Raw genomic sequence first — 16,339 nt, forward strand, 5'->3', positions numbered from 1 at the left:
AGCACAAACATGGCATATGGGGCAGCAAATGAATATTCTGATCTTGGGCAGCGGTGGGCGCGAACATAGTTTAGCTTGGGCCGTGAAGCAAAACCCCAAATGTGATCGGTTGATCGTCGCCCCGGGCAACGCTGGGATCGCACAGATCGCCGAATGCGCCGATATCAACATTCTTGACGGCGGCGCTGTCGCGACATTTGCCGAAGAAAACGCCATCAGCTTTGTGATCGTCGGTCCCGAGGCCCCACTTGCCGCGGGTGTTGCCGACCGTCTGCGCACAGCCGGGATATTGGTGTTTGGCCCAAGCCAAGCGGCCGCGCAGCTTGAGGCGTCAAAATCATTTACCAAAGCCATCTGCGACGCGGCGGGCGCCCCCACGGCCGCTTATGCGCATTTCACTGATGGTGACGCCGCCCGCGCCTATATCCGCGCCCAAGGCGCCCCAATCGTGGTAAAGGCCGATGGTCTGGCCGCGGGCAAAGGTGTGATCGTCGCGATGACAGAGGCCGAAGCCCTCGCCGCAATCGACGACATGTTTGATGGGAGCTTTGGCGAAGCTGGCGCAGAAGTGGTGATCGAAGAATTCATGGAAGGCGAAGAAGCATCCTTCTTTGTACTTTGTGATGGCACCACTATTTTGCCCGTCGGCACCGCCCAAGACCACAAACGCGCCTTTGATGGTGACACAGGCCCGAACACTGGTGGGATGGGGGCCTATTCCCCTGCCCCTGTGATGACCGATGCGGTCACACAAAAGGCGCTTGATGAAATCATTCAGCCCACGATGGATGAAATGGCCAAACGCGGCACCCCGTTTCAAGGCGTGCTATTTGTCGGACTGATGATCCAAGACGGACAACCCCGGCTGGTCGAATATAACGTGCGTTTTGGTGATCCTGAATGCCAATGCCTAATGATGCGGTTGGGCGGGCAGATCCTTGATCTGCTGGAAGCCTGCGCACAAGAGCGGCTTTCTGAGGTCACAGCAAACTGGGCCGACGATCACGCGCTATCCGTCGTAATGGCGGCCCAAGGATACCCGGGATCCTACGAAAAAGGGACCGTTATCAAAGGGTTGGAAACACTGCCCGAAGATAGTTTCAACATGGTTTTTCACGCAGGTACCGCCGAACAAGATGGGCAAATCACCGCGATTGGTGGCCGGGTCCTGAACATCACAGCTCGTGGTACGACCTTAGCCGAGGCCCATAAAAACGCCTATGCGATGGCGCAATCGATTGATTGGGATCAGGGATTCTATCGTTCAGATATCGGCTGGCGCGCGCTTTAGTCACGCTTGGCCCCCGGTCACTGGGGGCCAAAGCCAAATATCAAAAATGAAATGACGCGCGCAACATTGCTGTGTTGAAGTCAACGTCAATGCCGCTTCCATCCATGTCTTCGAAGCTGTGCAACAAGAATTCACCGCCAATAGAGATCTTTTGCGTCACCATCATATCGGCGCCAAGGCCATAAAACGGGGCTGTATCTGTCACATCAATGGGCGGTCCAATGGGTTCTATGTACATTTCAGCATAGGCGAGCCCGGCGGTGCCATAAATGAACACATTGCCAGCCATCGTGCCTGCGCGCAATTTCAGATGTGCCAACGTGTCCATCTCAATCACGACATCGGTCCCGCTATCCTCAAGATCAACCGTCGTCGTGTTATAGTCAATCTCAGCACCCAGTGTAATTGACCCAAACGAGCGCTGAACGCCCGCATGCACCCCATAAATCGGGCCCTCAAGGTCTGTGCCGGGAAGAACGGTTGTTTGCGTATCGGGCGTGATCTCACCGGACACAACGCCCGCCTGAAGCCCGACATACCAGTCAAGCGGCACAGCAACAGGTGGTGGTGGTGTGAGCGGCACAGGTACGACCGGATCAGATAGCCCGCCGGCAGAAAGCTGGGCCGCAACAATACTACTCGTCAATAATACAGGTTTGAAAATATTCATTCCGAATCCCCTCAGGTTGTATGATTGATCTACACATCCCATGTTGGCATATATATTGTTTCGCCATCAACGACTATTGGACTCAGACAGGCGCACTGTTGCCTATACTGCTAAGACATTCATAAACAAGAAAAAACCACGCCCTGATGCAGGCGTGGCTAAGGTCACCAAGTCATTGGGAGACTTAGAAGTGGTAGGAGGCGCGCACCATCGCTGTGTTGAACTCAACATCGTAACCGGTGTCATCCATGTCTTCAAAGCTGTGGATCAAATACTCAGCGCCGATTGAGATGCTTTCGGACACCATCATATCAGCCCCAACACCGTAAAACGGGGCTGTATCAGCCATGTCAGTGGTCAGGCCAAAGGCGGTAATGCTCATATCTGCATAGGCCAAGCCAGCGGTACCATAGACAAATGCATTGCCAATGTTTGCGCCGGCGCGCAGCTTAAGATGCGCCAATGTGGACAACTCAGTTTCGACAAATTCTTCGTCGTCAGCAATATCGCGGCCAGACGTGTTATAGTCAATTTCAGCACCAAGCGTCATGCCACCAAACGCGCGCTGCACGCCTGCATGCACCCCGTAAATCGGGCCATTTACATCAAAACTGGGCGTGTTTGTTGTCACAAACTCATTCGCCAAGTCCCCTGATAGGTTCCCGGCTTGCACACCCGCATACCAATCAAGAGGCACCACGACGGGCGGCGCCGGTGGGGCGACAGGAATAATTGGGTCGGATAGCCCACCTGCAAAGGCGCTCTGCGCAACGAGTGAACTTGCTAATAATACTGGTATAAAAATCTTCATATCGTATCTCCATAATAAAATGTTGGTGATACATAGACACTGACACGGAAATTGTTTCGCAATCAAGGTCTATGACACGAAGATAGGCGCACTGTTGCCGGCAGTCACAAGCTCCTCATAACAAAGAAAAAAGCCGCGCCCGTTATATGGGTGCGGCTTAAAATACCTTGAAGCGGGGTTTGCTTAGGCCGCGCGGCCAACCAAGACAGATGTAATTTCGTCACCGGCAACAGATTCTTCGCTACCTGCAACAACCGCAAATTCGCGTGTCAGACGTTCAAGTGCAGCTTCATAAAGCTGGCGCTCGGAATAGCTTTGCTCGCGTTGGTCGTCTTGGCGGTGCAAGTCGCGCACAACCTCTGCAATCGCGATCAAATCGCCTGAGTTGATCTTTTGCTCATATTCTTGCGCGCGGCGGGACCACATTGCTTTTTTGACTTTGGCTTTGCCTTTTAGCGTCTTGATCGCTTGGGCCACGACATCAGGTGTCGCGAGCGCACGCATGCCAACGTCAGTGGCTTTATGCGTTGGCACGCGCAGTGTCATTTTGTCTTTTTCAAACGCAATTACAAACATCTCTAGCTCAAAACCCGCAACTTCTTGGGTTTCGACAGACACAATTTTGCCAACGCCGTGCGCCGGATAAACAACAAATTGCTCTGGGCTAAATTCGCTTTTCTTCTTACTCATGGTTGTCCTTTCAAGACGATCCAAAAAACCTATAGACGACAAAAAATCCGGCGGCGACAAAGGTCACCGTCGGGCATTGCCTGTTTCACTTTGGATCAACGTGTTCTTAGCATTGAGCCCACTATATCACAAAAACGCCAACTCTAAAAGCGCCGCAATGCAGCATATATTTCGCTTTTAAAAACAGGGACGTCGCGGCGCAATCGCGCCGAATCAGCCACCCTCGCCCGGGGCTTCGGACAGCAGCTCAAGCTTGCCAGATTTGCCGTCCATATCATCGGCTTCCGGCAGCGGATCTTTCTTGGTGATAATCACTGGCCACAGTTCTGCATATTTGCGGTTTAGTTCAACCCATTTTTCCATGTCCGGCTCTGTGTCGGGCCGGATCGCGTCAGCTGGGCATTCGGGTTCGCAGACCCCACAGTCGATGCATTCGTCGGGGTGAATCACCAACATATTTTCACCCTCGTAGAAACAATCTACGGGGCAGACTTCGACACAGTCTGTGTATTTGCAGGCGATACAATTGTCGTTGACGATGTAGGTCATAGTGGCATCCGATTATCTAACAAAGGTCTTGCTAGAATAGACTGCACAGTCATTCAAGGTCGAAAGATGCATCGGTAGCACGATGCGTCATCATATCCCTGCGTTGCTTCTTTGTTGGGCGACCTTTTCTGTCGCCGCCCGGATTATAGGGACGGCGTTCTACGACGGGCGACATATCTTCGTATAATGCCTGCGCTTCGGGTGCAGGCCCCCGACGCGTTCCTAGCCCAAGGATTCGCACAACCTTCGTGGCATCCGCTTGTGTGAAGGTCAGCACATCCCCTGCCCCAACGCCACGCGCGGGCTTGCTCACGGGGTTGCCGTCGATACGCACTTTGCCAGATGTGACCACCCCGGCAGCAAGGCTGCGCGATTTGAAAAACCGCGCCTGCCAGAGCCATTTATCCAGCCGGATCGTTTGCCGGGGCGCTTCGGTCAATCCTTTTTGAACCCAGCCAATGCGGCGGCAAACGGGTTATCGGGATCAATCTGCTTTTCGCGCTTGGGCTTGGCCGCAAATGTTTGTGGCTTGTTGCCACCGCCTTGCGGTTTGCCTTTGCCCTTTGGCTTTCCTTTTGGTTTGCCGCGCGGCCGATCACCTTGCGGGCGCGCAACCCGTGCGGCACGGCCACCCCAAGTGAAGGTATAAAACACTTCCATTTCAGGCGCTGCTTCTTCGGCAGGGGCCGCTTCTGCATCGGCAACCGGCTTTGCCTCTGGGGTTTCTGCCGGCGTTGCGTCAACTTTTGGCGCGTCATCTGTGGCAACCGGTGCCGCTTTGACTTTTTCGCGCTCACCTTTTTCAGCCTTATAGCCAAGCCCAGCCATCAAATCCGCGAATTGTTCAAGCGTCATACCCGTAATCGACAGCATATCGGGGTTGGCTTCGAAACCACCACGGCTGTCTTTGTCGCGCAGCATATCTGCCAGCCGTTCCAGCATATCGATCCGAATCGCACGTTCACCCGCTGCGCGGTAACCCGACATCGCATAGAACCCCGGCACGGCGTCTTTGGCCGCAGGCACAGTGACCAGGCCCGGTGGTGGGGATTCGGGGAATTCCTGTAGGCCCTTGGACAGCGACCAAAGCACCAAACGCAAACGCGTTGCGGCAGGTTTTAACAAAAGCGGCTGAAAGATCGTGAACTGACCAAAACGCACACCGTGTTTGCGCAATGCGCCACGGGCGTCTTGATCAAGCGCTTTGACTTCTTCCGCGACTTCGCCACGCGTGATGATGCCAAAACCTTCGGCCATCCGGTAAGCGAACCCTTTGGCCGCACCTGTCAGCGTCTCGTCGTTTTTCAGCGCAAGCAGGCCTTCGAAGCCAGCCGCGATCTTGCGGTCAATGAAATGCTGCAAGCGGCGCTGCACCTTTGCGGCCACGTCTTCGCCAGCTTCATCATCAACGAAAGCTGCGACACCCGGCTTAAACGGATCAGACCCGGCAACCAATTTCCCAACGGCCTGATCGCCCCACATCAACCCACCTTGTTCGGTGAAATCAATCTCAGGATCGGGCGCGTTGTAAAACCGATCTGCCAGCAGGTGGAACTGCGGCACCAACGCCTGCACAGATGCCTGACGCAATGTCTTGGCCTCATCGGGGCTTCCGGCCTTGTCCATACGGAACTGGAAACCTTCTAACCGTCCGACGAATTCGCCTTCGACGGTTACTTCACCTTTGTCGTTTACGTCAGCCAAAAGGCTCTCCTTCTGTTTGAGCCGCCGAAGCAAAATGCTTGTCCGCCGGTCCACAAATCTTTGTGTGAGCGCACTATGCAGCGCGTCTGATAGTCGGTCTTCTACAGCGCGCGTCTCGTCGCGCCAATGGTTTTCGTCACGCAACCATCCATTGCGCTGCGCAACATAGGTCCAAGTCCGAATGTAGGCGAGTCGTTTTGACAAAGTATCGATGTCACCGTCCACACGGTCAATGCGGCGCACCTGCAACCCGAACCAATTGGCCGAGACATGCCCAAGTTGGTGCAGGTCATTGTAGATGTGGGTCAAAAGGTTGGCGTGTTCACCTGCCGAAATGCCGCGAAAGTCGGGAACGCGGCAGACCTCCCACAGCAGTTTAACTGACGGGCCATCACTGGCGCGTGCAGCGACTTCGGTATCCCCGCTGAGCGCCTTCAACGCCTTAAGGTCATCGCTTTCGCGCACGCGGGTCAGCCAGCGGTCGTCGGTGCGTTCTTCCAGTGTCGCGATCAGGCGCTTGACGGACCCAAACTGCAACCGACTGTTTCGCCAATGTAATTTATTTACCGGTGCGAATTGGTGTTCGGTGATCGCTTCGGCAACTTCTTCGTCTAATGGCGGGGCTTCGCCCGTCACCCCAAATGTGCCGTTTTCAATATGCCGCCCTGCCCGGCCCGCAATTTGCGCCAGTTCTTGTGGCTGCAAATGCCGCATCCGGTGCCCGTCAAATTTGATCAGCGACGAAAACGCGACGTGCGAAATATCAAGGTTCAGCCCCATCCCGATGGCATCTGTCGCCACAAGATAATCAACATCCCCATTTTGGTACATTTCGACCTGCGCATTGCGTGTGCGCGGACTAAGCGCGCCCATCACGACTGCCGCCCCGCCTTTGGTGCGGCGCAGCAATTCTGCAATCGCATAGACATTTTCAACTGAAAAACCAACGATTGCAGCGCGTGCAGGCATACGACTTATCTTTTTCGAACCCGTATAGGTCAACTGCGACATGCGATCGCGGTACATAAACTGCGCCTCTGGCACCATCGCAGAAATCGCGCCGCGCATTGTATCGGCACCTAAAAACAAGGTTTCATGCAATCCCCGTGCATGTAGCAATCGGTCTGTAAACACATGGCCGCGTTCAGGGTCGGCGCAAAGCTGGATTTCGTCGATGGCCAGAAAATCTGCGCCCATACCTTCGGGCATCGCTTCGACGGTACAGACCCAATAGGCGGCACGTGGCGGCACGATTCGTTCTTCACCCGTAATCAGCGCGACGACACCGGGGCCGCGCACGGCAACGATTCGGTCATAAACCTCGCGTGCAAGCAAACGCAACGGCAGCCCAATAACCCCTGTGCGATGCGATAGCATCCGCTGGATCGCGTAATGGGTTTTGCCGGTGTTCGTCGGGCCTAAAACAGCCGTGATACGCGCGCTTGTCATGAGGGTCCTTAAATCGTGCTGAGCGCCTTACAGCGCCTCACCTTCAAGTTGCAATTGCAAGCGCGCGACCGCATCCATGGTCGGAACCGACTGCGGATTGATCGCAAGAATCATCTGATACAGCTCTAACGCATCCTCGGGGCGCTGAAGATCCTCCATAATCACGGCCAAGCCATCAATTGCGCGGAATTGGCGCGGATCGATTTGCAAAACCCGCGCAATATCGTTCAACGCAGGCCCGGTAAGTCCCAATATGTAATAGGCAGACGCGCGTCCAAAATAGCCACCTGCAAAATGCGGCGCATGATCGATCAACGCGGTATAATGCTCAACCGCAGCCTCAGGGTTACCGTCCAAAAGCGAATCTGCCCCGCGCTGCAAAAGCAAATCCATCGCCGGTGAGCGGCTTTTGTCCCAGGTCGCGAATATTTCATCCTCAATCGCTGCATATGCGCCTGCATCCGCGGCGAGCAGGTCTTGATATAATTCGTCCAGCGTCGTTTCTTGGGCCAGCGCAGGTAAGGAAAACCCGACTGCCAATGAAAGTGCCGTAACGATACGTTTGATGCGATGTGTCAGCGTAACCATAAAGACCAATGTAACGCAGAACGCGGCCAACACCAGAGGGAGGCCGCCACATCAACCAAGAAGGACGAAAAATATGAGCGATGTTGTGACCGAGGCCGTAGCCGCCCTGAACGCAAAAATGGACGGCGCGGGCTTTGATGGCGCTGCAAAGTTTGTGATCGAAGGCGAAGGTGCGATTGTCATCGACGCTGATGGCGCACGCGCTAGCGACGACGATGCAGATGTGTCACTGACCGCAGACACCGAAACATTTAAAGCGATCCTTGATGGTGAACTGAACCCAACAACCGCCTTTATGACAGGCAAGCTGACGGTTGATGGCGACATGGGTCAAGCAATGAAGCTCGCGAGCGTATTAGGATAAACATGGAAACGGCACCCCTTTTTGACGACATTGCACATGGACCCGCAGGTGGTGCCGCCCATTGGTTGAAAACTTCTGACGGGCTGCGCATTCGCGTGGGCCATTGGAACAAATCAAATGCGCAAGGAACGGTTCTTATCTTTCCGGGGCGCACAGAATTTATCGAAAAATACGGCGCAACCGCCAAAGCGCTGCATGATCGTGGCTTTGCCTCTGTTGTTGTCGATTGGCGCGGGCAAGGTATATCGGACCGGATGACCCCGAACCGCGCAATTGGCCATGTTGGCAGTTTTCGCGACTTTCAGTATGATGTCGCGGCGGTCGTTGCCTATGCGAAGGCGCAAAACATGCCGAAACCCTATTTCTTGATCGGCCATTCGATGGGCGGCTGCATTGGGTTGCGCGCCTTGAATGAAGGGCTTGATATCAAAGCGGCGATGTTTTCTGCGCCGATGTGGGGCATTCAGATGTCTGTCGCGCTGCGCCCCATTGCTTGGGGGCTTTCGGCCGTCAGCCGCCAGCTTGGCTTTGACGAAACACTGGCGCCGGGCCAGTTTGAACAACCCTACGTGCTGCGCGCCGCCTTTGAAGGCAATGCGCTGACCAATGATCGGGCAATGTTTGAAACATTGGGCGATCAACTACGCAGCCATCCTGATCTGGCGCTTGGCGGGCCGTCACTGCGCTGGCTGAATACGTCGCTGCGTGAAATGCACCGCCTGAATCAGCTGCAATCACCGCAGAACATCCCCTGCCTGACGTTCCTTGGCAGTAACGAAGCCATCGTTGACCCAACCCGGATTCGCGAACGTATGGGGCGTTGGCCAAACGGAGAACTACGGCTTATCGCGGGGGGGCAACATGAAATGCTCATGGATCGTGCCGTTCAAACAGAAATGATTGACGCAGCCGCCGCACATTTTGAAGCGGCAATACGCGCCAAAGTGATCGCCTAAATCGATACGCGCTGGGGGCTTTCAACTGCCCCCCAGCACACCTATGTTATGCCCAAACAACGAGGTATGACATGAATTTCCCAACACCTGTATTTGACGCGAACGCCCAAGGTGGCAAAAGTTTCGGCGACCTGCCCGAATGGGACCTGACCGACCTTTACGCCAGCCCTGATGCACCGGAATTGATCCGTGATTTGGCCTGGCTGGATACGGAATGCGCGGCATTTGCGGCGGATTACGCGGGCAAGCTTGCGACGCTTGAAGCGGCAGGGCTGCTGCAAGCGGTCCAGCGCTATGAACAAATTGACGTGATCGCAGGGCGGATCATGTCCTTTGCGGGGCTGCGCTATTACCAGATCACCACTGATAGCGACCGCGCTAAATTCATGGCCGATTGCCAAGACCAGATCACCAACGCAACCACCCCGCTTGTATTTTATGGTTTGGAATTCAACCGGATAAACGACGATCATCTCGCAGGCCTATTGGCAGACAACGTGGATTTGGCACGTTATAAACCCGTGTTTGACCGCATGCGTGCGATGAAGCCACACCAACTGTCAGACGAGCTGGAACAGTTTTTACATGACCAGTCCACCGTTGGGGCCGCAGCTTGGAACCGTCTGTTTGATGAAACAATGGCCGGGCTCGAATTTGATGTGGATGGTGAAACGTTGAACCTTGAAGCCACGCTAAACCTCTTAACCGAACAAGACCGCGCAAAACGCGAAGCCGCAACCCATGCGCTGGCCGCCGTGTTCCAAGACAACATCAAAACCTTTGCCCGCGTCCATAACACGCTAGCCAAAGAGAAAGAGATCGAAGACCGCTGGCGCAAAATGCCAAGCCCACAGGCCGGTCGGCACCTATCGAACCACGTAGAACCCGAAGTGGTCGAGGCCCTACGCAATGCCGTTGTTGCCGCCTACCCCCGCCTGTCGCACCGCTATTATGCACTTAAGGCAAAATGGCTTGGGCTAGAGCGGATGCAAACATGGGACCGCAACGCGCCGCTGCCGATGGAAACCACGCGCACCGTCGATTGGGACGAAGCCCGCGAGACCGTAATGACCGCCTACGCCGATTTTGACCCCAAAATGGCTGAAATCGCACAGCCGTTCTTTGACAAAGGCTGGATTGACGCCGCCGTCAAACCCGGCAAAGCCCCCGGCGCATTTGCCCACCCAACCGTCACGCCTGTCCACCCCTATGTGATGCTCAACTATTTGGGCAAACCACGCGACGTGATGACATTGGCGCATGAATTGGGCCACGGTGTGCACCAGGTGCTTGCCGCTGAGCAGGGTGAACTGCTGTCATCTACTCCGTTGACATTGGCCGAAACGGCCTCTGTCTTTGGCGAGATGCTGACATTCCAAAAACTACTGGACGGGGCCAAAACCAAAGAAGAACGCAAAGTCCTGCTCGCCGGTAAGGTCGAGGATATGATCAACACGGTCGTGCGCCAGATCGCGTTTTATGACTTCGAATGTAAACTACACGCGGCCCGCGCCGAAGGCGAACTCACACCCGACGACATCAATGCGCTGTGGATGTCGGTGCAGGCGGAATCACTGGGCGAGGTGTTCGATTTTGCACCCGGCTATGAAACCTTCTGGTCCTACATCCCGCATTTTGTGCATTCGCCCTTCTACGTCTACGCCTATGCGTTCGGCGACGGGCTGGTGAACGCGCTTTACGCGGTCTACGCCGAAGGCGACCCAGACTTTCAAACCAAATATTTCGACATGCTGCGCGCAGGTGGGTCCAAACACCACAAAGACCTGCTGGCCCCCTTCGGGCTAGACGCGTCAGACCCGAAATTCTGGGACAAAGGCCTATCCATGATCGAAGGCTTCATTGATGAACTCGAAGCAATGGAAGACTAAGTGTTTAGGCGGCGCTTCAAACCGCGCCGCCCACTGATCAACACCGGACATTCGCGACAAGTTGATGGAATGCCTTCGTTGCGGACAAAGCGCCGTTTCGCTGCGGCTGCGCCAACGACCGTTTTTGACGTTGATTTTCAAACTAGATAATGACCTCCGATTTACGGGTAGTTCCCGTCGAAGCACAATGGCTTCCTAAAAATTCGCAAAGGAAATCCACCAGCCGCCTTTTTCAACGCTATCCGGACTTTCTGACCTTCGCGTCGATCAGCCGATTAGCTGCTTGCAGCGCATTGAGTGCAGCCGTTTCTAACGCTTAAGCGTTTGTGTGCTTCAGCTTCCATTATAGAGAATTGGCGGCATGGTGCGGTGCTGCACAAAATCTTAGTGGAACTCTTCGGCTGCCAATTTGTTGATCCGACGAAGTCAACCTGAACAGAAAGGATCACAAAATGACGATGCAATCCCTTGAAGACGTGTACCACGATCAGTTACGGGATCTGTGGAGTGCCAACAAGCAATCTCTTGAAATCGTGACTGAACTGGGACGTGCTGCACAGGACAAAAGCCTGTCCGAAGCGTTGATTGCCGGCACCAACGGCATCCAAGATGGCATAGAAAAGATTGCCGAAGTCTGCCAGAAGCATGGCATCAAACCCAATGGTGAGCATTGCATGGGCATGGCAGGTCTGGTGAAAGAAGCCAAAGCGCATGCACTCAATGAATCCTTTGGTGATGATGATACGCGCGATGCAGTGATTATCACGCAATATCAGCGCATGGTGCATTACGGTCTGGCGGGGTACGGTTGTCTCGTCGCATTTGCCAACCGGTTGGGTCACGATGGCGACGGTGCGGTATTGCAGGAGTGCCTCGACAAGACATATGACGGCGATCGCACTATGACCGAGATAGCATCCGGAGGTATAAACGCAGCAGCCGCGTAGAATTGAATTTCGTAGATGTTAGGGGCCGCCGCCTGTCGTAGCGGCGGCCCGTTTCGTTATGTTCCGTCTGGTAGATCTGCCTGTCCGCGGTGTGCTATAGATAGACAAACCAAGAGGCCAAGGATGCACAACGTCAATTTATAGATGCAATGTGTTTATCTTATGCCTATCTTGAAAATATTTTGGCTAGACACTGCGTCAGGGTTAATCATGCGAAATTGAACCGCGGGATTGTGAAATATCCACCTTTAATGGCCCCAAGAGCACGGCAATAGTGCGACCCACAAGCTGTCGCTAAAGGGAGAAATTGTCTTGGGAGGGCATTGTTTGCTTTCCCAAACCGGACTTTCGCTGCTAGGCAGAAAGCTGGTAAAATGGGCTCGAAGCAGGCTTTCGCTGCGTTTCATTTTAACGTCAGCTATACCAGTTTTCTCGTTCTGGCCCCGCACGCACGATGAAAGTCAAAATCGATTGACCTTCATTTCATTTCCTCTACCGCACCTTCAGCGTCGCCAGCCCGATCATCGCAAGGATCAGTGATATGATCCAGAAGCGGATCACGATTTGCGGTTCGGCCCAGCCTTTTTTCTCGTAGTGGTGGTGAATTGGTGCCATGAGGAACACGCGTTTTCCGGTGCGCTTGAAATACAGCACTTGGATAATCACGCTGAGCGCTTCGGCGACGAACAAACCGCCGACAATGGCCAGAACGATCTCGTGTTTGGTGGCTACCGCAATCGCGCCAAGTGCGCCGCCCAAGGCCAATGACCCTGTATCGCCCATAAACACGGCGGCTGGCGGGGCGTTGTACCACAAGAACCCAAGCCCGCCCCCGATCAGCCCCGCAGAAAACACGAGGATTTCGCCGGTTTGCGGCACATAGTGGACATCAAGATATTCGGTAAAATCGGTCCGGCCTACAGCATAGGCGATGATCCCAAATGTCGCCGCGGCGATCATCACAGGCATAATTGCAAGCCCATCTAGCCCATCAGTCAGGTTCACTGCATTCGCGGCACCCACAATCACGACCACACAAAATGGCACGAACAGAATGCCCAAATTAATCAACGTGTCTTTAAAGACGGGCAAGGCAAGCTGATTGGTCAAATCGTCAGGGTGATAGGCCGCCGCCCAGTAACCCGCGATGGCGGCAATCAGAATACCCAACAAAATCCGCACCTTACCTGAAACACCGGCCGTATTCTGTTTGGACACTTTGGCATAGTCATCCGCAAACCCAATCGCCGCAAACGACAGGGTCACAAAAAGCACCATCCAGACAAACGGATTATCCAGCCGCGCCCATAGCAGGGTCGAAAAGGTCAATGCCCCCACAATGAGTAGCCCGCCCATGGTTGGCGTGCCCGCTTTGACAAAATGCCCTTCGGGGCCGTCGTCACGGATCGGTTGGCCTTTGCCCTGTTTACGCCGCAACACATTGATCAGCGGCGGCCCAAAGATGAACCCAAACAGCAAGGCCGTCATAAACGCGCCACCCGCCCGGAATGTAATATAACGGAACAAATTGAAAAAATCGCCGCCATCTGACAGTGACGTAAGCCAATAAAGCATAAAATATCCTATTCTTCTTGCGGGCGGCGATGCCCGAGTTTGCGGATGGCGTCAACGACCAGCGTCGTTTTACTACTCGCTGTGCCTTTTACCAAGACAACATCGCCCGCATCGACCAGCTTTGACACTTGCGGGGCAAGGTCTGATGCCGTTTGCGCCCATTGGCCGCGTTGATGCTGCGGCAATGCACGCCAAAGCGGGTAGATCTGCGGACCAATGCAGTGAACCTGATCTAGTTTTTGTAAATATTCATTTGCCGCCAAGTTGCGGTGTAGCACCGCAGACTGCGTATTGACGCCGCCCATGTCGCCTAGAAACGCGACCCGCCGTCCTTTAACAATGCGCCCGACGTTATCGTTGGGTTTGCTTGTCGCAATGACTTCGAACGCGGTGTCCATCGTAGCAGGGTGTGCATTGGCCGCGTCGTTAATAAGGCGGAGCGTTTCACCGTCGCGGGCCGGATCAAGCACGATGTTTTCGATACTGCCGCGCCCGGCGGGCGGCGCCCATCGCGCCAGATCAAGCGTAGCAGTCACCGGATCGGCGCCAATGGCCGTCACCGCAGCCAAAGCCCCAAGCGCATAAAGTGCGAATTGCCGCCCCGGCACACCAAGTTTGAACAGGTAATCCTGTCCCATGCCTTTGGCCATCACAACCGTGACATCCGCCCCGAGCCGAACCTGCCGCAATGTCCAATCATTACCCGCCGCGCCAAACCTGATCACCTGCCTTTGTGCGATACTGGCATCCAGTTCTTTGGTAGGGGTATCTTCACCGTGAAATATCACAAAACCATCAACGCTAAGCCCGGTCGCAATCAAAGCTATCTCGGCGGCGGTCACATCCGCCCCCATAACCAGCGCGACCTGTGGCTGTAGCAGTCGCACAAGCTGTGCAGTCTCTTTTGCACGACCCGCGCAACATTTTATCACGGCAAAATCTGCCTCTTGCGGCAACGTTGCGAGAGCAAGTGCTACATTCTGCCCTAGCGCAAGCGGCGCATGGCAGCGCCCCTGCCCTGCCAACATCTCATGCAACATCCCAACCGTCGCAGTTTTGCCGGCAGATCCGCTAACGGCCACAATTTTCGCGCGGCTACGAAACCGGGCGGCGCGGGCCAGATCAGCAAGCGCGGCGCGCGGATCAGCGACCTTAAGCTGCGGCTGGGTAATGTCTTTATCGATGTCGCTGACAATTGCCGCAACCGCCCCGTTCGCAAAGGCTGTTTTGACCGCACCGTTCACCGCGACAAACAGATCACCCGGTTTGGTGGTATCAGCATCAGTGCTGATGCCAAACGCATTCCAATCATCTGACCCTTGGCTGCCGATCGCTGCGATCACATCTTCGCCGGCCCAAAGCGCTGTCATATCCGGCCATCCAAAACGGCGACAGCCATGCTTGCCTGTTCGACATCATCAAATGGCAGCACCGTATCACCAATGGTCTGGCCCGTTTCGTGCCCCTTGCCCGCGATAAGTAGCGCATCGCCGGGACGCAGCATATCAACAGCACGCAAGATCGCCTCGGCTCGGTCCCCAACTTCGGATACCTCCGCCGCATCCTCGGCAACGGCCCCTCCCAATACAGCGGCACGGATCGCGGCCGGATCTTCGGAGCGGGGGTTATCGTCAGAAACGATCACGATATCCGCGTGCTGCGCCGCCGCAGCCCCCATCAATGGTCGCTTGCCCGTATCCCGGTCCCCGCCAGCGCCCACAATCGCGATGATCCGCCCCATCACATGGGGGCGCATCGCGGTCAGGGCGGTTTTCACGGCGTCCGGCGTATGGGCGTAATCCACAAACACGGCAGCCTCGTTTTCGCGGGTCGCGGCAAGCTCCATCCGGCCATGTACGGTGCCCAAATGCGGCAGCGCATCAAACACGTCCTGAGGCTCCGCCCCCGCCGCGATGACAAGCCCAGCAGCCAGCAACACGTTATCCGCCTGAAACCCGCCAATCAGCGCAAGCCGCAGATGATGTGGCTTGCCTTGCCATTCAAACAACACGTCTTGGCCTGTCGCGTCAAAACGCTGCCCCATCAGACGCAAACGCGCGGCGTCAACACGGCCGACGCCAATGACTTCTTGGCCGCGCTCCGCGCAGATCTGCGCAACCAGCGTGCCTCTTGGGTCATCAAGATTGACTACCGCCACACCATCATCGGCCAAAACGCGGGTAAACAGACCCATTTTCGCATCAAAATACGCATCAAAGGTTTCGTGATAGTCTAGATGATCTTGGGTGAAATTTGTGAATCCGGCCGCCGCCAAGACCACGCCATCAAGACGGCGCTGATCCAAACCGTGGCTGGAAGCCTCCATCGCGACATGGGTCACGCCGTTTTGCGTGGCCTGCGCCATAACACGGTGCAAGGTGATCGGTTCAGGTGTGGTATGGCGCAGCGGATGGGTCCACGCCCCTTCAACGCCAGTGGTCCCGATATTCACACCGGCGAGGTCCATTTCCTCCCAGATTTGGCGGCAGAATGTCGAAACGGACGTTTTCCCGTTCGTCCCGGTCACCGCAACAACAGTTTGCGGATGCGGGCCAAACCAAAGTGACGCGGTTTGCGCCAGCGTCTGGCGTGGGTCTTGTGCGACAATGACAGCAACGCCAGCATCTATCAGCACGTCAGCGGCAATCTGCGCGCCTTTTGCATCAGTCAAAATCGCGGCTGCACCCATATCTACCGCTTTTGCGATGAAATTGCCACCATGCACAGTGGCGCCGGGCAAAGCTGCAAAAAGATCACCGGGGGATACGTTGCGGCTGTCCACGGTCAGCCCTTTGATCTGGGCCTCGCGACCGCCTTGCGCCGTCAGCCCCAGTTCCGCCAGTGTTTTCATTGTAT

General features: G+C 55.3%; 15 protein-coding genes. 5 read left to right on the forward strand and 10 right to left on the reverse strand.

Annotation, left to right across the window (positions count from 1 at the left end):
- Positions 1-28 precede the first annotated feature (28 nt).
- Complete coding sequence (gene purD, locus DS901_RS11810) at positions 29-1,291, forward strand: phosphoribosylamine--glycine ligase (RefSeq protein ID WP_113777151.1); 1,263 nt, start codon at positions 29-31, stop codon at positions 1,289-1,291.
- 40 nt (positions 1,292-1,331) lie between these two features.
- Here the strand turns inward: purD and DS901_RS11815 are convergent, their stop codons facing one another.
- From DS901_RS11815 to DS901_RS11845, 7 genes are all read right to left on the reverse strand, one after another.
- Positions 1,332-1,961 carry an outer membrane protein gene (locus DS901_RS11815; RefSeq protein ID WP_181820849.1) on the reverse strand — a complete coding sequence of 210 codons (630 nt, stop codon included), beginning with the start codon at positions 1,959-1,961 and terminating at the stop codon, positions 1,332-1,334.
- A gap of 184 nt (positions 1,962-2,145) precedes the next feature.
- Entirely contained in the window at positions 2,146-2,772 is a 627-nt protein-coding gene (locus tag DS901_RS11820) for an outer membrane protein (protein WP_113777153.1), read from the reverse strand.
- Positions 2,773-2,955: 183 nt separating this feature from the next.
- Positions 2,956-3,462, reverse strand: coding sequence for a CarD family transcriptional regulator (locus tag DS901_RS11825; RefSeq protein ID WP_113777154.1), 507 nt, complete (start codon positions 3,460-3,462; stop codon positions 2,956-2,958).
- Positions 3,463-3,675: 213 nt separating this feature from the next.
- Complete coding sequence (fdxA, locus tag DS901_RS11830; protein WP_113777155.1) at positions 3,676-4,011, reverse strand: ferredoxin FdxA; 336 nt, start codon at positions 4,009-4,011, stop codon at positions 3,676-3,678.
- A 49-nt stretch (positions 4,012-4,060) separates the two neighbouring features.
- Positions 4,061-4,450, reverse strand: coding sequence for an RNA-binding S4 domain-containing protein (locus tag DS901_RS11835; RefSeq protein WP_113777156.1), 390 nt, complete (start codon positions 4,448-4,450; stop codon positions 4,061-4,063).
- Entirely contained in the window at positions 4,447-7,164 is a 2,718-nt protein-coding gene (locus tag DS901_RS11840) for a helicase-related protein (RefSeq protein ID WP_113777157.1), read from the reverse strand. The genes DS901_RS11835 and DS901_RS11840 overlap by 4 nt, the downstream gene beginning before the upstream one ends.
- Before the next feature lie 27 nt (positions 7,165-7,191).
- Complete coding sequence (locus tag DS901_RS11845; protein ID WP_258546716.1) at positions 7,192-7,785, reverse strand: hypothetical protein; 594 nt, start codon at positions 7,783-7,785, stop codon at positions 7,192-7,194.
- Positions 7,786-7,825: 40 nt separating this feature from the next.
- Between DS901_RS11845 and DS901_RS11850 the strand changes: the two genes are divergently transcribed.
- The 4 genes from DS901_RS11850 (at position 7,826) to DS901_RS11865 (ending at position 11,908) form a co-directional block, all read left to right on the forward strand.
- On the forward strand, positions 7,826-8,116 hold the full coding sequence (locus DS901_RS11850; protein ID WP_113777158.1) for an SCP2 sterol-binding domain-containing protein: 291 nt from the start codon (positions 7,826-7,828) through the stop codon (positions 8,114-8,116).
- 2 nt (positions 8,117-8,118) lie between these two features.
- Positions 8,119-9,072 (forward strand): alpha/beta hydrolase, encoded by a 954-nt coding sequence (locus DS901_RS11855; protein ID WP_113777159.1) that lies wholly within the window; start codon positions 8,119-8,121, stop codon positions 9,070-9,072.
- Positions 9,073-9,143: 71 nt separating this feature from the next.
- Positions 9,144-10,961, forward strand: coding sequence for a M3 family oligoendopeptidase (locus tag DS901_RS11860; protein ID WP_113777160.1), 1,818 nt, complete (start codon positions 9,144-9,146; stop codon positions 10,959-10,961).
- A 452-nt stretch (positions 10,962-11,413) separates the two neighbouring features.
- Positions 11,414-11,908: a ferritin-like domain-containing protein gene (locus DS901_RS11865; RefSeq protein WP_113777161.1), complete on the forward strand. Its 495-nt coding sequence runs from the start codon at positions 11,414-11,416 to the stop codon at positions 11,906-11,908.
- A gap of 492 nt (positions 11,909-12,400) precedes the next feature.
- Here DS901_RS11865 and mraY read toward each other — a convergent pair whose 3' ends face one another.
- Genes mraY through DS901_RS11880 form a run of 3 tightly spaced genes read right to left on the reverse strand, consistent with a single transcriptional unit; the run spans position 12,401 to position 16,334 of the window.
- Positions 12,401-13,483, reverse strand: coding sequence for a phospho-N-acetylmuramoyl-pentapeptide-transferase (gene mraY / locus DS901_RS11870; RefSeq protein ID WP_113777162.1), 1,083 nt, complete (start codon positions 13,481-13,483; stop codon positions 12,401-12,403).
- 8 nt (positions 13,484-13,491) lie between these two features.
- Complete coding sequence (locus DS901_RS11875; RefSeq protein ID WP_113777163.1) at positions 13,492-14,853, reverse strand: Mur ligase family protein; 1,362 nt, start codon at positions 14,851-14,853, stop codon at positions 13,492-13,494.
- Complete coding sequence (locus DS901_RS11880) at positions 14,850-16,334, reverse strand: UDP-N-acetylmuramoyl-L-alanyl-D-glutamate--2,6-diaminopimelate ligase (RefSeq protein WP_113777164.1); 1,485 nt, start codon at positions 16,332-16,334, stop codon at positions 14,850-14,852. The genes DS901_RS11875 and DS901_RS11880 overlap by 4 nt, the downstream gene beginning before the upstream one ends.
- Positions 16,335-16,339 lie beyond the last annotated feature (5 nt).

Origin of the sequence: Loktanella sp. D2R18 (genome assembly GCF_003318235.1) — a bacterium.
In the GTDB taxonomy this organism is placed as follows: domain Bacteria; phylum Pseudomonadota; class Alphaproteobacteria; order Rhodobacterales; family Rhodobacteraceae; genus Yoonia.

What these genes read in the sequence shown, in the direction of transcription:
- DS901_RS11865 (WP_113777161.1), top strand. Translation starts at nt 11,414, where the DNA reads ATGACGATGCAATCCCTTGAAGACGTGTACCACGATCAGTTACGGGAT.
- DS901_RS11820 (WP_113777153.1), bottom strand. Translation starts at nt 2,772, where the DNA reads ATGAAGATTTTTATACCAGTATTATTAGCAAGTTCACTCGTTGCGCAG.
- DS901_RS11880 (WP_113777164.1), bottom strand. Translation starts at nt 16,334, where the DNA reads ATGAAAACACTGGCGGAACTGGGGCTGACGGCGCAAGGCGGTCGCGAG.
- DS901_RS11875 (WP_113777163.1), bottom strand. Translation starts at nt 14,853, where the DNA reads ATGACAGCGCTTTGGGCCGGCGAAGATGTGATCGCAGCGATCGGCAGC.
- purD (WP_113777151.1), top strand. Translation starts at nt 29, where the DNA reads ATGAATATTCTGATCTTGGGCAGCGGTGGGCGCGAACATAGTTTAGCT.
- DS901_RS11860 (WP_113777160.1), top strand. Translation starts at nt 9,144, where the DNA reads ATGAATTTCCCAACACCTGTATTTGACGCGAACGCCCAAGGTGGCAAA.
- mraY (WP_113777162.1), bottom strand. Translation starts at nt 13,483, where the DNA reads ATGCTTTATTGGCTTACGTCACTGTCAGATGGCGGCGATTTTTTCAAT.
- DS901_RS11825 (WP_113777154.1), bottom strand. Translation starts at nt 3,462, where the DNA reads ATGAGTAAGAAGAAAAGCGAATTTAGCCCAGAGCAATTTGTTGTTTAT.
- DS901_RS11815 (WP_181820849.1), bottom strand. Translation starts at nt 1,961, where the DNA reads ATGAATATTTTCAAACCTGTATTATTGACGAGTAGTATTGTTGCGGCC.
- DS901_RS11850 (WP_113777158.1), top strand. Translation starts at nt 7,826, where the DNA reads ATGAGCGATGTTGTGACCGAGGCCGTAGCCGCCCTGAACGCAAAAATG.
- DS901_RS11855 (WP_113777159.1), top strand. Translation starts at nt 8,119, where the DNA reads ATGGAAACGGCACCCCTTTTTGACGACATTGCACATGGACCCGCAGGT.
- fdxA (WP_113777155.1), bottom strand. Translation starts at nt 4,011, where the DNA reads ATGACCTACATCGTCAACGACAATTGTATCGCCTGCAAATACACAGAC.
- DS901_RS11840 (WP_113777157.1), bottom strand. Translation starts at nt 7,164, where the DNA reads ATGACAAGCGCGCGTATCACGGCTGTTTTAGGCCCGACGAACACCGGC.